Source organism: Agarivorans sp. QJM3NY_29 (assembly GCF_050870835.2).
GTDB lineage: Bacteria > Pseudomonadota > Gammaproteobacteria > Enterobacterales > Celerinatantimonadaceae > Agarivorans.
The window spans coordinates 1790149-1803705 of the sequence record NZ_CP194036.2 but is presented as its reverse complement, the minus strand read 5'-3'; the positions used below and the strand labels follow the sequence as shown (position 1 = coordinate 1803705).

Annotated in this window: 11 protein-coding genes and 2 tRNA genes; 4 read left to right on the top strand and 9 right to left on the bottom strand. The window is 45.4% G+C overall.

Annotated elements, in window-relative coordinates:
* Positions 1-44: 44 nt before the first annotated feature.
* Entirely contained in the window at positions 45-530 is a 486-nt protein-coding gene (locus tag ACRRS0_RS08330) for a GNAT family N-acetyltransferase (RefSeq protein ID WP_432453671.1), read from the bottom strand.
* 94 nt (positions 531-624) lie between these two features.
* On the opposite strand from ACRRS0_RS08330, the gene ACRRS0_RS08325 reads away from it, so the two are divergent.
* Positions 625-1548, top strand: a complete 924-nt coding sequence (locus ACRRS0_RS08325; protein ID WP_432453672.1) for a LysR family transcriptional regulator — start codon at positions 625-627, stop codon at positions 1546-1548.
* Positions 1549-1608: 60 nt separating this feature from the next.
* Here the strand turns inward: ACRRS0_RS08325 and ACRRS0_RS08320 are convergent, their stop codons facing one another.
* A complete protein-coding gene (locus ACRRS0_RS08320) occupies positions 1609-1914 on the bottom strand; it encodes a chaperone modulator CbpM (protein ID WP_432453673.1) in 306 nt (101 codons plus the stop codon).
* Positions 1915-1916: 2 nt separating this feature from the next.
* Positions 1917-2861 carry a DnaJ C-terminal domain-containing protein gene (locus ACRRS0_RS08315; RefSeq protein ID WP_432453674.1) on the bottom strand — a complete coding sequence of 315 codons (945 nt, stop codon included), beginning with the start codon at positions 2859-2861 and terminating at the stop codon, positions 1917-1919.
* A gap of 612 nt (positions 2862-3473) precedes the next feature.
* Between ACRRS0_RS08315 and ACRRS0_RS08310 the strand changes: the two genes are divergently transcribed.
* The gene (locus tag ACRRS0_RS08310) at positions 3474-4403 is read left to right on the top strand and encodes a substrate-binding periplasmic protein (RefSeq protein WP_432453675.1); all 930 of its coding nucleotides are present in this window, start codon (positions 3474-3476) and stop codon (positions 4401-4403) included.
* A 404-nt stretch (positions 4404-4807) separates the two neighbouring features.
* Here ACRRS0_RS08310 and ACRRS0_RS08305 read toward each other — a convergent pair whose 3' ends face one another.
* Positions 4808-5140 (bottom strand): DUF1840 domain-containing protein, encoded by a 333-nt coding sequence (locus ACRRS0_RS08305; RefSeq protein ID WP_432453676.1) that lies wholly within the window; start codon positions 5138-5140, stop codon positions 4808-4810.
* 285 nt (positions 5141-5425) lie between these two features.
* On the opposite strand from ACRRS0_RS08305, the gene cyaB reads away from it, so the two are divergent.
* Positions 5426-5992, top strand: coding sequence for a class IV adenylate cyclase (cyaB, locus tag ACRRS0_RS08300; protein WP_432453677.1), 567 nt, complete (start codon positions 5426-5428; stop codon positions 5990-5992).
* Positions 5993-6446: 454 nt separating this feature from the next.
* On the opposite strand, the gene ushA is transcribed toward cyaB, so the two are convergent.
* Positions 6447-8108, bottom strand: coding sequence for a bifunctional UDP-sugar hydrolase/5'-nucleotidase UshA (gene ushA, locus ACRRS0_RS08295; RefSeq protein WP_432453678.1), 1662 nt, complete (start codon positions 8106-8108; stop codon positions 6447-6449).
* A 217-nt stretch (positions 8109-8325) separates the two neighbouring features.
* On the opposite strand from ushA, the gene hutW reads away from it, so the two are divergent.
* Positions 8326-9684, top strand: a complete 1359-nt coding sequence (gene hutW, locus ACRRS0_RS08290; RefSeq protein ID WP_432453679.1) for a heme anaerobic degradation radical SAM methyltransferase ChuW/HutW — start codon at positions 8326-8328, stop codon at positions 9682-9684.
* A 49-nt stretch (positions 9685-9733) separates the two neighbouring features.
* Here the strand turns inward: hutW and ACRRS0_RS08285 are convergent.
* From ACRRS0_RS08285 to ACRRS0_RS08270, 4 genes are all read right to left on the bottom strand, one after another.
* Positions 9734-9824, bottom strand: a tRNA-Ser gene (locus tag ACRRS0_RS08285).
* Positions 9825-9883: 59 nt separating this feature from the next.
* Positions 9884-9974 (bottom strand) — tRNA-Ser (locus tag ACRRS0_RS08280).
* Between the two features lie 203 nt (positions 9975-10177).
* A complete protein-coding gene (locus ACRRS0_RS08275; RefSeq protein WP_432453680.1) occupies positions 10178-12262 on the bottom strand; it encodes a TRAP transporter permease in 2085 nt (694 codons plus the stop codon).
* A 232-nt stretch (positions 12263-12494) separates the two neighbouring features.
* On the bottom strand, positions 12495-13499 hold the full coding sequence (locus ACRRS0_RS08270) for a TAXI family TRAP transporter solute-binding subunit (protein ID WP_432453681.1): 1005 nt from the start codon (positions 13497-13499) through the stop codon (positions 12495-12497).
* Between the last annotated feature and the right edge of the window lie 58 nt (positions 13500-13557).

The following is a 13557-nucleotide window of genomic DNA, read 5'->3' as shown; positions in this document are numbered from 1 at the left end:
CACCGCCGTTCAAAGCGGCAACTTTAAGCAAAAAAAAGCAACAACTAGCCTTCAATACTAGCAAAAAGCTTTAGATTTTTACCCGATAAGCGATAAGCAATCCATTCATCTTGTGGCTGAGCGCCAATACTATGATAAAAATCAATAGCGCTTTGATTCCAATCTAATACCGACCATTCAAAACGGCCACAGTCTTTCGCCACCGCAAGCCGAGCTAAATACGCCATTAAAGCCTTACCCGCCCCTTGACCGCGTTGATCTTGAGACACATAAAGATCTTCCAAATAAAGGCCATATTGACCCAGCCAAGTAGAGTAGTTAAAGAAATACACCGCAAAACCAATCGCCACACCATCCTGTTCGCAGATGAGCGCATGGGCATGGATCTCTGAACCAAATAAACGTTGTTCTATTTGTGCAACACTATTCACTACCGCTTTCGGCTCCTTTTCATAATTTGCGAGTTGCTGAATAAAATTTAAAATCGTCGCAGCATCGACTTTTTCTGCGGGTCTAATATTTAAGGGCATTTGCTTATCCTGTTGACTCAAAGTAGGGAGAGTGTAAGCTCTATAGCTTCATGAATACAGTGCATTATATGCAGGCGACAAATGAAGAGTGTGCATGGACAAATTTCCTAATATTGATCTCAATCTACTGAAGCTATTTGCCAGTTTATATCAAACAGGTTCTGTAACCGTCACCGCCGAAACACTTAAGCTGAGTCAATCTGCCTGTAGTCATGCGCTCACTCGCCTACGAGAACGACTAGGCGATGAGCTGTTCGTTCGTATCGAAAACCGAATGCTACCCACAGCCTATGCCCAACGTTTGGCTGAACATGTGATGCCAGCACTCACCATGCTCAATCAGGGTTTTGAGTTATCTCAAGCCTTTTCGCCGACGCAAAACCACAACTTTAAAATCGCCACTACCGACTATAGCTCTTGGTGTATGCAAGCGTTTACCGCTCACTTAAGCCAAGGGTTTAAAGCAATTAATATTGAGTTTCTACAATTAGAACAACGCCTACCAGAAGCAGCGCTTAAATCGGGAGAGCTCGACTTGGCCTGTGGTTTCAGCCATCAGCCAGAGAGTAGCGAAAGTTTAATGCGCTTAACTTGGCTTGAAGACCACTATGTTAATGCTCGTTGTGCGCAGCGAGGAACCCCAGGCCCACTCAACTTACAACAATTTTTAGAACATAAACATATTCTAGTCACACCTTGGAACGAATCCCGCGGCATCGTAGATATTAGCTTGGCCAAAATAAGAAAAAAGAGACAGATTGCGATTAAAACTGCCAGTGTATTAGCGGCTCCCTATTTTGTGCAAAATACCGACTATTTACTTACCCTCCCCCATCGCTATGCTCAACAGATGCAACAACAACTTCGTTTAAGCATAAGTCCCTTGCCCTTTAAACTTCCTAACTACCAACTAAATTTATATTGGCATAAAACCCGCTATCAGGATCCGAAGCTCATCTGGTTTATCGAACAGTTTCAACAATTCATCGAACAAACAGATACACTGCCACACCAATAAAGGACAGTGCTGAGCTTCACCTAACTGACAAATCATGAACCAATCACCACCAGAGACTAGCTAGCCGCCGATAAAGCGCTGAAGCTGTCTCTGGTAAGCTTGATTTTGCTTCAACAAATTTTCATTTTGTTGCAACAAGTTAACCACCATGGCGACCGCCACCCAATCTATTTCTAAGTCTTGATGAAGCCGCACCGCTTTTTTGATCCAATGAAGACTCGTAGTATCGAATATCCAGCGCTCTATCCCTTCCCCCTTTAGTGGCTGAACAATGCCGTATTCCACCACATTAATCAGCACATCACGCTCTATTCCTGCAAGTTGGCAGAGTTCATTGAAAGATATATTGACGAAAGCTTCACTCATGCTCATTCCCTCCACGCTGCTCTGGGATTAAAGTGACTACTAGAGGCCAGCGCCTGCCATAACGCTTGCTGCTGTGGCGTCGCTTTATTCGGTATCGCAATGCTGACCACCGCAAATAAGTCGCCAGTGACATTTTTACTTCTTAAGCCTTTACCCTTCACTCGCAATTTGCGCCCTGCTTGAGTATTCGCAGGGATCGATAAACTGATTTTCCCTTCAAGGGTGGGCAGTGTCACCTTGGTGCCTAAAGCGGCCTCCCATGGGGACAAGGGCAATGAGATATACAAATGATGTCCCTGCACATCAAACAGCGGATGCGGTACTAAACGAACATGCAAATAGAGATCGCCCGCAAAGCCACCACTGGAACTGGGGTGCCCCTGGCCTGGCACTCGGATCCGTTCACCATCGCAACTTCCCATCGGCACTTTAATCTTCAATTGCTTGGTGACATGCTCAAGCCGCCCGTTACGAAACACCGGCAGCTGATACTCGATGGTTTTATGCGTTTGTTGAATGGTTTCTTCTAAAAATAGCGGCAGTTCAATCTCGATATCCTGACCGCGTTGCGGCGCAGCTGAAGCCCGCTGCCGAAATGTAGCCCGATGCTGACCAAAAATTGAATTAAAAAACTCAGAAAAATCACCTTCGAATTGCTCGCTATCAGGCTCTTCAGCGTAACTGGTACTTCGCCACCCCGGTGGTGGGCGAAAGCCGTGACTTGACTGCTGTCTATATTGGCGAAGTTGATCATATTCAGCACGTCGTTTGGGATGTTTTAAAACTTTATACGCCTCAGCCAGTTCTTTAAACTTTGCTTCAGCTCGAGCATCAGAATTCATATCAGGATGGTATTTCAGCGCGAGCTTACGATAGGCCGCTTTGATCTCTTTGCTTCCCGCATCAGGCTTCACGCCAAGGATGTTGTAGTAATCTTTAAATTCCATACGCCGATCCTTCATTTCAAGGCCTCATTCAAGGCCTAGCAGAGTTTAGAGAGTTCCAGATCAGCGCTTTTTCTCATGGGCGTAATAAGCACACCAAGAAGCAGGCAAAATCGAAGCCTCATGGATTCACTCTTCCTCGATCTAAGTGTAGGAGTTTCGTTCAAAAATGAGGTGTTAATCCAACCAAGAGGTACACACAATACGTCGATTGAGAATAAATTCTGGCGAAACAATTTTCAGTCATAAAATCAGGTCACAACACCACAAAAAATCGCTTTGCTTGAATCAGGATAGTTAACTTCGAAAACGCAAAAACCCACTGCTTTTAATCAATATTAGTCACGATTTAAGAGCCATCAAGCTATCTCAGACTAAGCCAAGAGGTCCCTTATGCCACGAGTTGATATTGGGTGAATACCAGATTCCCCACTATACTATGAGAACTTGATGTGGTTTTTCGGAGCAAAATTTAAGTCTGAAGCAAACATGAATGGTCCACAAAATGCGGCTAAATTTTCATAGTGAAACCGTATCCAAATGTTTTTATACGAGCGGAGCGTATCTTGAACAACTCAAGGCATAAGAACTTATTTTTGAAAGGCTGACATATAGATGAAACCAGTAAAACTTTTTGCCCGGTATCCAAATAAATCTACTGTAGATGCCCAGTCTCAAAAAATGAGCCACGATGAACAATCCCCAAAGACTAGCGAAATGTTGAATAGGCTGAACAAACACTTTGCTCTGAAATTGAAATCATTAACAAATATTTTTCAAAAAAAAATATATAAGCGGATATGTTATTTAGCCATTTCCATTTTAATACTGACAATATCTAATCAAAAAGTCGCTGCTGAAACTATTGTGCTGGCCGCAGCAGCTGACAGTATTCCCACTTCATACCTAGAAAATGGTAAACAAACGGGCATTTTAATTGATGTTATAAATGAAGCATTTAATCGCGCTGGGTATACCGTTGAAATTCAACTCATGCCTTGGGCCCGATGTTTAAAATCCGTCAAATCTGGTGATGTAGATGGTATATTCTCAGCATATTTAACCGATGAACGACAAGAGTTTATGAGCTATACCAGTGAAGTCCTGATCACTCAGGTACAAGCTTTTTTTGTTTCGAGTAATTCTACAGTTACCTATGACGGTGACCTCACAAAATTGGTTGATAAATCGATTGGCGTGATTAATCACACCAGCTATGGGCCAAAACTTGATGCTGCATTGGCTGAAGGACTATTCTCAAAAATAGATGTAGCTCAAAACTCTAAAAGTAATGTTCGAAAACTTTTAGCTGGCCGAGTAGATTTGATCCCTTCCTATCGGCATGTTGTGTTAAGCACCGCTAAATCGCTGGGAGAAATCAATAAAATAAGGCAATTATCCCCGAATCTGGAGGCGGTTCCAAGTTACCTCGCATTCACAAGAAAACGCGACTTCACACAACTCATTGCAGATTACAACAAAGCTCTTGCATCGATGAAGGAAGACGGTACTTATGATATGATTTTTAACAAGTATCTTCAGTGATCCTTCGTTTAGCCGCGCCATCAACGCGCGCGAAAAACCGAAAAACATACTCTCAACTAACCTTAAGCAGGCTTACTTCGCTGATTTCGTAAATGACTTAACAGCAATGAAATAACAATGTTCTTACTGAAGTTCTGAATCAACAATCACCAACAAAACAGTTTCATTCAAATATGAATATCTCAAATTCATATTCCACCAACGCCTGTTTAACAAAAACGTACACCGACTCAAGGTTGAAGCCGCCAAATCGTACTTAGAAACTAACATGAGTGGACACTATAACTGAGGCTAATGCTGTTACTAACAAGGCGACTTAGTATGTTTGACAGATACTTATTACATGATTATTGTCACCCTAAAAACCTTACGCAAAGCAATCAGACAAAAAGCCTTAGCCATCCTTATGGATGTTGATTACCAATCGCCTCCCACATCACGTTACATTCTTCTTTAGCAGCTGCGGTCAATAACTCAATTAAGGGAAATGCTCGATGCCCCAAACTCACTGGCGCTTCAATCAAATCGTCGGCTTCATCTTTGATATCGCCAAGTTCCGGCGCTTTTTCCGCTAGGTCTATCGCAGCTTTTAACTGAGCAAGTGCGGTTGCCACATCTGCAGCCAAAATTGCTCCGGGCACGTTGTCACTTTGGCCCATCATCTTCAACATCTGTAGGCCCACATCACCAAACATCGTAATATCCGCATAGGCTTTACAGCTAAATGTAATCAACATATTATAACTCTACTGTTTTAATTGTTATTAATAATACCACGTTTAGAACTCATCTCTCATCGCATGTGGCATCACACTGAATACAATAAACTACTTCGACCCACCATAGCATATTGCGATACCACATAATTAATGAAATGTCACATCGCACCATTGAATCAACGAGCTAGCCAGCTCGTCGCAAGCTTCGCACCCACACGCTTTGGTTCAAGAGTTTTTGTCTACTTTAGCGCTACAGTCATGCTAATATTCAGTCCTTCCCGATAAAATAAGAAAGCAAAATAAATGAGTTCAGAGCATTTCAAGGGGCAATATGAAGTCGAACTAAAATTTAAATTGCCGTCAAAATCTGATTTTTTGCAAACCTTAGCTAAGATACCTCATAAGGTAATGCTTCTAGATAACGTCGAATCGGATTGCTACTTCGATACATCCACTCAACAACTTCAAGCGCAAAATAAGAGTGTTTGTATCCGTGAGATGGAACCGTCGGGAATAAAATTATGGATAGTCAAAGGTCCAGAGTTTGATCGCTGTGAAGCGACGAATATCATCAATGCAAACTCAGCAAAAAGTATGTTGCAAACTATGGGCTATCAGGTCGCTTTACAAGCAAAAAAAATCCGTAGTATTTACTTCATCGGTCAGTACCATGTAACACTAGATTATCTCGAAGGAATTGGACACTTTGCTGAATTTGCGATTATGACCGATGAGCAGTCAATGCTAGCAAACTATAAAGTTGAACTCGAAAGCTTAGCCAGTCAATTTGGTTTAAGCACTCCAGACCTAGAGACAAAATCTTATCGTGAGTTATTCATCGAACAAGCGACACAATCCTCTCACTGCTGATATGAGTTGTTTCTCCCCAACCGCCTAGATGTGACGCCATAAGAAAGCTAAGCCGAAAATTCATAAAACCAATCAGTCGATGTAATCCAAATTTTTGAGAACTTAGCCAAGTGATATCCCTTCGTCTATACGCTTAAAGCCGCGTGAGATAACAAAGCTATGTATGATGCAATTCAACCAACCACTAAATGGGTTTAACGGCTACCCAACTTGCTAGCAAAACAGCAATCGGGTTTATACCAAGATAAGTAATGGTATGAGTTAATCCTGAAGTCGGCGGTGGTTCAAGCCTAACAACAGACCTAGAAAAATACTGATCAGTCCCAATGAATACGCAAGTATTAAGCACTATACTCCGACGATTATAAGGCTCGAGACCAAATTTTCGAGGCAACCATCAAGCAAGGAGCCAACTCCAGAATCAGTTATGTAGCTTGATTGATGAAACGTTTAATTAGCGATAAGTGATCTCTCCTTGAGCCGCGAAATCTGCCGCATTCAGCGGGCTATGCTGTTGCATAAAGGCTTTTAGCACTTCAGCATCCACGAAGCCAGTATCAACAAAACCCCGATGTTCGGTAATCTTAGGGTAACCATCGCCGCCTGCTGCATTGAAGTTTGGTACAGTAAAGCGGTAGGTTTGAGCGCTGTCCAGCGGCTGACCAGCAATCACCACATCGCTCACCTTGCCGTTACTCACGGTCATCTCAATCCCAGCAAATTGCGCATAGGCCCCGGTATCCACCGGCATGGTCGCCACGACCGACAAATACTCGAGCACTTCAGCACCGCTCATGTCCACATAGGTAATGGTATTGGAGAAGGGTTGTACCGTAAGAACATCTTTATAGCTCACATCACCGGGCTCAATCGAAGCACGCACTCCGCCAGAGTTCATCACCGCAAAGTCAGCATTCACCCGCTGCATATGCGCCGTTGCGATCATTCGACCGAGGTTGGTTTGAGCAAACCTCACCTTATTTCTATCCCCTTCCAGACGTCCCTTGAGCTGCGCAATATTCACCCCAAGTTGCGCCTGCCCCTGTTGCTGATAAGGACTCAACAAAGCTAAAGCTTGCGGATCGGCGGCAATTTCGTCGGCGACCAATACCCGCAGCTTTTTACCGTCAAGCAGTACTTTTTTCTTCAAATTTACTGGAATAAGGCGATAACTATCGAGGCTAAACTCACCATTTTTAAACGTATAATCGGCGCGTCCCAAATACTTCCCCCATTCGTGGGCTTGCACGATCCAGGTGCCATTTTGTTGGTCGGGTTGACACTCCGCGCCAGGCTTAAAATGAACATCGTAACGGTTTGGCTGCTCCATACACACTGGCTCTTGAGAGTGGCCACCAACGATTAAGTCTAACTCACCTGGTTTTAATGAACGCGCCAGACTCACATCACCCGGCGCATTAACCCCATGTTGCGCATTGGCGTAGTGCCCCATGTGGGTCACCGCAAATACTAAATCCGGTTGCTCTTGTTGATGCAGTTCTGCCAGTACCTTCTTCGCCTCGACTTTGGGATCCCGAAACTCGATATCAGCCACCGTATCGGGATGCACCAATTTATAGGTATCTTCCGTCGTAAAACCGATCACCGCCACTTTAACGCCCTGCAGGTCGAAAATTGTATAGGCCTGAAATTTACGCTGACCGGTGGATCGTTGATAAATATTGGCCGATAAGAAGGGAAATCCCGCCCACTCCTGCTGCTGCGCCAGCACCGCCAAGCTGTTATCAAACTCATGATTGCCTAAAGCCATCGCATCATAACCGAGTAACTTCATCCCCTTAAAGTCAGGCTCGGCATCCAGTAAATCTGACTCCGGAACACCAGTATTAATGTCCCCGCCAGACAACAGTAATACACTGCCCCCTGCAGCCGCGACCTCTTTACGGATCCCATCGATGAGGGTTTTACGCGCCGCCAATCCGTATTCGCCGTATTTATTCTGCCAAAAACGGCCATGATGATCGTTGGTATGTAACACGGTGATTTTATAGCTATGATCAGGCTGCCAACTATGACTGGGCTGGGTGCTGCAGCCCACTAACACACTCATGAGTAGCACAAAGGGTAATATTGCAAAACGATAACAGCGCTTCATCTTCATTCCTTGATGATCAGTTAATGAAGAATAATAATAGTTCAGTTACTTTCAACAAGAACAGAGTCTTACAAAGAAAATTCAAGTTATATTGGCAATTTTCTCAGATATCAGCCAAAGATGTTGTTCAACATTTAGCAGCGTAGACTTGGTCTAGATCAATGAAATGCAAATGATAATAATTTACATTTGCAATAAATACTTTGTGAAGCCAATCATGACTCAAGTAAATTCTCTGTCTTTGTCGTCCTTACCCGAAGCACTCACCGGCCAGGCAAGCCCTTCGCCTTTACAGTTTGCCTTCGCTAAAAAAACCACCGCCCATGCACAGCAAAATACCGGCGCACAGCTGTCAGGAGATACCGCATTCAACAAGCTCTTTGCACAACTTTCAGCTTCGCCAACCTCACAGCAAAAGCGTGCGATTTATATTCATATCCCCTTTTGTCGCGTGCGCTGTAGTTTCTGCAGCTTTTTTCAATATGCCAGTAGCCCGCAAATGATGGACCAATATTTCGCAGTTTTAGAACAGGAGCTCAAGGCCAAAGCAGCTTATCCCTGGAGCAAGGCTCAGCCCTTCGACGCAGTCTACGTGGGCGGCGGCACCCCCACCGATTTAAACTCAGCCCAACTGAAGCAACTTGGTCAGCTGATCCAACATTACTTTCCTTTAAGTAGTGACTGCGAAATCACCTTAGAGGGTCGACTCAATCGATTTGACGATGACAAGTTTTCCGCCGCGCTCGCGGGCGGATTTAATCGCTTCTCTTTTGGAGTGCAAAGCTTTAACAGCCAGGTTCGTCGCAGCGCCAAACGGCTCGACCAACGTGAGACCATTCTCCAACGGCTGCAACAATTAAGCGCTTCACAACAAGCGACTATTGCCATCGACTTACTCTATGGTCTGCCCCATCAGACGACTGAAAACTGGCAGCAGGATCTACAAGATGTGCTGAGCAGCGGTGTCCATGGTGTCGATCTCTATCAACTGCTCACATTTGGCGGTACCGCATTACAACGAAATTCGGAGAAGGAGGGAGTTGCCCAACCTTTAAGCACCAGCGAAAAAGCACTGATGTACCGCCAAGGGCATCAGTTTTTCACCAAGCAGGGTTTAAAGCAGCTGAGTTATTGTCATTGGGCAAGCGATCCCCGAGAGCAAAGCCATTACAATAGCCTGGTCAAGCAGGGGGTCGATATTTTGCCCATTGGCGCCGGGGCTGGCGGAAAAATCAATGGCTTTAGCATGATGCAGTTTCGCGATATCGATACCTGGAGAAATGCAGTGCAAGAAAACAGCTGGGCTTTTCAAACCTTAACCCCACCGAGCCAAGATGCCACGCTACAAGCTGCCATTGTCAGCGGCTGTGACCAAGGAGAGCTAAGCGCGGCTAAACTTCCTCAAGGCGCGCAGGTGTTTCGCCATTGTCAAACGCTGTTTGATGCTTGGCAAAAAAACGGCCTGGTCACACAGCACGGCCAACAGCTTAACTTAAGTTTAGCGGGACAGTTTTGGTCGGTAAATCTAGCAAATGCCCTGAAAAACTACCTGCGTCTTTATCCGCTCGCACAATAAGTGCCGAGCAGAAACGAAAAAAGCCATGCTTTAGCATGGCTTTTAAAAATGGCGGAGGAGGAGAGATTTGAACTCTCGAAGGGCTATTAACCCTTGCCGGTTTTCAAGACCGGTGCATTCGACCACTCTGCCACCCCTCCGCAGGGGTGTTGCTGCAATTAAAGTGTCATGTTCTGATTGATGACATGCCAAGTTAATATGGCGGAGGAGGAGAGATTTGAACTCTCGAAGGGCTATTAACCCTTGCCGGTTTTCAAGACCGGTGCATTCGACCACTCTGCCACCCCTCCGCAGCGGTGTGAATATTACGTTTATGATTTTAAAATGTAAAGGCTATTTCAGTTCAACCGCTCGCAATTCAGCCAATTGAGTCAAACTTTTTATGGATTGACGAATTCTTGTTCTACCCGGCATTCCCTAAGATGTTTGAACTAAGTTGTTTGAAGTATCCGCCAGGCACTTAAGCACTATCACTGAGCTTGCTGGCGGTTTTTCACGACTCCACCGAAGACAGTTTCAGTTTGGCGCTTTTGCCAAGGTAAAGCACAAATATAATTAGGCAGAACAAGCTAAACAACTGCCAAACAAAACCCAAAGGATACAATAAAGCCGTGGCCAACGCGGCCATCAGCACTCGCTCCCAAATCTGTAGCTGTCGTTTATGCCAGCCCTGCATCACTAAAGTAAAGGCGTATAAGCCGGGCAAAGCAAAAGCAAACACGAGTATCGGCTCCCACCCCGCCCCCTGCACTAAAGGCGTATAGGCAAATAACAAGGGAATGATGTATAGACCCTTGGCGATTTTCCAGGAAGTAAAACCGGTCGCCATTGGTGGCGACTTGGCGATAGCGGCAGCAGTGAAGGTACATAAACAAACTGGCGGGGTTACGTTACTGTCTTGCGACAACCAGAAAATGATTAAATGAGCAGACAGCAACAACATCGCTATTTTGCCATCATCAAGCAACATCGGTTGCAGCAAGGCCATCATCTCATCAGGGATTTGACTGACTAAAGTTTGCGCCTCCACTAAGCTCAAACTGCTTTGCTCTGCCCCCACCCCCAGCAGCATTAATACCGCATGCAGCTCACTGCTGATCTCTGTGGTGCTCAACACTCTCACCAACTCGGCGTTCGCCATTAATTGTAACAAGGCGGGTGCCGACAAGGTCGCCAGTACAATATATGAGGCAGTGACCGGTAAACCCATCCCCAAAACCAAAGAAGCGATAGCCACCAACAATAAGGCCAATAATAAGCTTCCGCCTGACCACTCGGTAATCATTAACGAAAAGGTATTACCAATCCCGGCGGTGGCGATCACATTCACAATCAGGCCTACGGAACAGAGCAATACCGCAGTTACCACCATATTTCGCGCCCCTAGTGCAAATGCATCGGCGATGGCTCGAAAACCCATCTTATTCGGGGTAAACCAGGAACTGATAACCACCGTGATAATTGCGATCACCGCCGCATAAGTCGGGGTATACCCCATCACCAGTAAGCTAATCAATAAACTCACGGGCACAATAAAGGATAAACCTTCTCGCAACACCATCGGCAGTAAGGGCGCGCCTTTTTCCATGGTACGCGTTAAACCCATTTTGTAAGATTCCGTTCGCACGTAAAATACCAGTGAGGCAAAATACAATATCGCAGGAAAAATACTCACGATGACGATGGTGCTGTAGGGGATCTGAGTATAACTAGCCATCACAAAGGCACCAGCCCCCATAATCGGGGGGACAATTTGCCCTCCAGTCGACGCCGAAGCCTCAACGGCGGCAGCAAAACGTGCACTAAATCCAGCATTTTTCATCAGAGGAATCGTCACCACCCCAGTTGAAGCCGTATTGGCCACTGCGCTACCAGAAATAGTCCCGGTTAAACCTGAGGCGATAATCGCCACAATCCCTGGTCCGCCAACCAGTTTACTGGCGATGCTTTTTGACAAGTGGATCACAAAATCCCCTGCGCCCGAGCGTAATAAAAAGGCACCAAACAGGATAAACATAAACACAAAGCTCGCCGAAATTCGGGCGATGTTGCCAAAGATGGCATCGTCACCATAAATACTTCGAAACAACAGCGTCTCTAGACTTAAACCTTTGAATTGAAACACGCCCGGCACATAATTGCCCCACCAGGCCAAATAGGAAATAGAGCTCACAATGAGCAATGGGATCACCCAACCTGTCGCCCGACGCGTCATATCAATCGCGCCGAGGATCACCACTATGCCGCAGATCCAATCGAGAGTGACTAAACGAACGCCCCGTTGGTAAATCAAGTCTTCGGCAAACAGCAAATAAATCGCTGACAGCGTGATAGAAAATACCCATATACGATCCAACCAACTGGCCAAGTGATGCTTTGTCAGCGGCTTCAGCAAGCCACATAACAAGACAAAACCTGCAAAGTGGATAATATTTTGTTGCAGAACTGCAATATCGGCGAAAATATTGAAATAGACATGCACTAGACTAATCACGATCCCCAGCACATACACCAATGACAAGGAACGGGTTTCGTTGACTTCTTGACGGATACTATCGGGGACTGCATTCCATTGCATAGCAGAAGCTCCTTGAGTAACAATAATGCGCGGTGCATAAATAAAAGTGCATGCGAAGTGCACGTATGATGAGAATTGCTTCCATCAGCAAAAGATGACCACGGGATCAATGCTCACGAGAGGCCTTCGCACTGAATATTTGAAGCCCTTTCTATCGGTGATTCGGCTTGGTCTTATGATATGGAGAGGCTTAACAAGCAAACTCACTGACTTGTTAAGCCAAAACAAGCGCTTATTTCGCCACCAAGTTATCGGGAATTTGAATCCCCTGTTCGCGATAGTAACGTGCCGCACCGGGATGAAGTGGAGCAGGCAAACCTGCCAGCGCTTTTTCTAACGACATGGCGAGGGTTGCTTTATGGATCGCCTGTAAAAAAGCCAAGTTTTCGTAAATCGTTTTGGTCAACAAATAAACAAATTCTTCATCCACGTCAGCATGTACCGCTAAAAAATTCGGTTGCGCAATGGTATTCCAGTCCTTTGCCTGATTCGGGTAGGTGCCTGCGGGTATCACATACCGAGTCCATAAACCCAGGCCCCCATTTGCCTGCTGCATTTGCTCATCGCTAATATCCAGCGGTACAACATCTTTCGCCGCTGCGGCAAATAACTTAGTGATAGCCCCGGTAGGAGCCCCTGCCGGCGTGTTAATGCCGACTACTTGGCCATTTTGTAGCGCTTCCGCAGAGGGGCCATAACCTGCAGAAAAAAGTTTCATTTGGCTATCAATATCAACCCCAAGATGCCCCAGTAGAAAACGGTTCGAGCCAATAGTTCCGGAGTTTTTCTTACCCAAGGCGAGTGTCTTTCCAGTTAATGCTAGTAGGTCGCTAATATCCCCTGTTTTCGCGTATTGCTTTTGAATAACAAATTGCTCAACATTCTGCCATAACATAGTAATAGAGCGCAGATGAGTTTGCTTTCCTTGTTGTTCAAGAGGACCACTCCCATTAACCGCATAGGAACCATAGAGCCCCTGTAAGATGGCAAACTGAGCTTCTTTATCACGCAATAACTTAATGTTCTCCGCTGAACCAGCAGAATTAATCGCAGAAACACTCACTTTATGGGTCGGTTGGATCTTCACCTTAGTTAGGGTTGCCAATGCGACCCCCACCGGATAATAGGTTCCTCCGGTACTCGCAGTTGCCAACAAGTAGTTTTTAGCGGTGTCCGCTTGCGCTGTTACACCGAGCATTGTTGTCAGTAGTAATAAACTTTTTAGCCAATAAGCCATGATTTACTCTCCTTAGTAAAGGTTCTACGACCACGCGAACCCTTGATCCTGAATATCT

Bases quoted from the DNA above. Each gene is read 5' to 3' on its own strand.
- ACRRS0_RS08330 (WP_432453671.1), bottom strand. From the start codon at position 530: ATGCCCTTAAATATTAGACCCGCAGAAAAAGTCGATGCTGCGACGATT.
- ACRRS0_RS08325 (WP_432453672.1), top strand. From the start codon at position 625: ATGGACAAATTTCCTAATATTGATCTCAATCTACTGAAGCTATTTGCC.
- ACRRS0_RS08320 (WP_432453673.1), bottom strand. From the start codon at position 1,914: ATGAGTGAAGCTTTCGTCAATATATCTTTCAATGAACTCTGCCAACTT.
- ACRRS0_RS08315 (WP_432453674.1), bottom strand. From the start codon at position 2,861: ATGGAATTTAAAGATTACTACAACATCCTTGGCGTGAAGCCTGATGCG.
- ACRRS0_RS08310 (WP_432453675.1), top strand. From the start codon at position 3,474: ATGAAACCAGTAAAACTTTTTGCCCGGTATCCAAATAAATCTACTGTA.
- ACRRS0_RS08305 (WP_432453676.1), bottom strand. From the start codon at position 5,140: ATGTTGATTACATTTAGCTGTAAAGCCTATGCGGATATTACGATGTTT.
- cyaB (WP_432453677.1), top strand. From the start codon at position 5,426: ATGAGTTCAGAGCATTTCAAGGGGCAATATGAAGTCGAACTAAAATTT.
- ushA (WP_432453678.1), bottom strand. From the start codon at position 8,108: ATGAAGCGCTGTTATCGTTTTGCAATATTACCCTTTGTGCTACTCATG.
- hutW (WP_432453679.1), top strand. From the start codon at position 8,326: ATGACTCAAGTAAATTCTCTGTCTTTGTCGTCCTTACCCGAAGCACTC.
- ACRRS0_RS08275 (WP_432453680.1), bottom strand. From the start codon at position 12,262: ATGCAATGGAATGCAGTCCCCGATAGTATCCGTCAAGAAGTCAACGAA.
- ACRRS0_RS08270 (WP_432453681.1), bottom strand. From the start codon at position 13,499: ATGGCTTATTGGCTAAAAAGTTTATTACTACTGACAACAATGCTCGGT.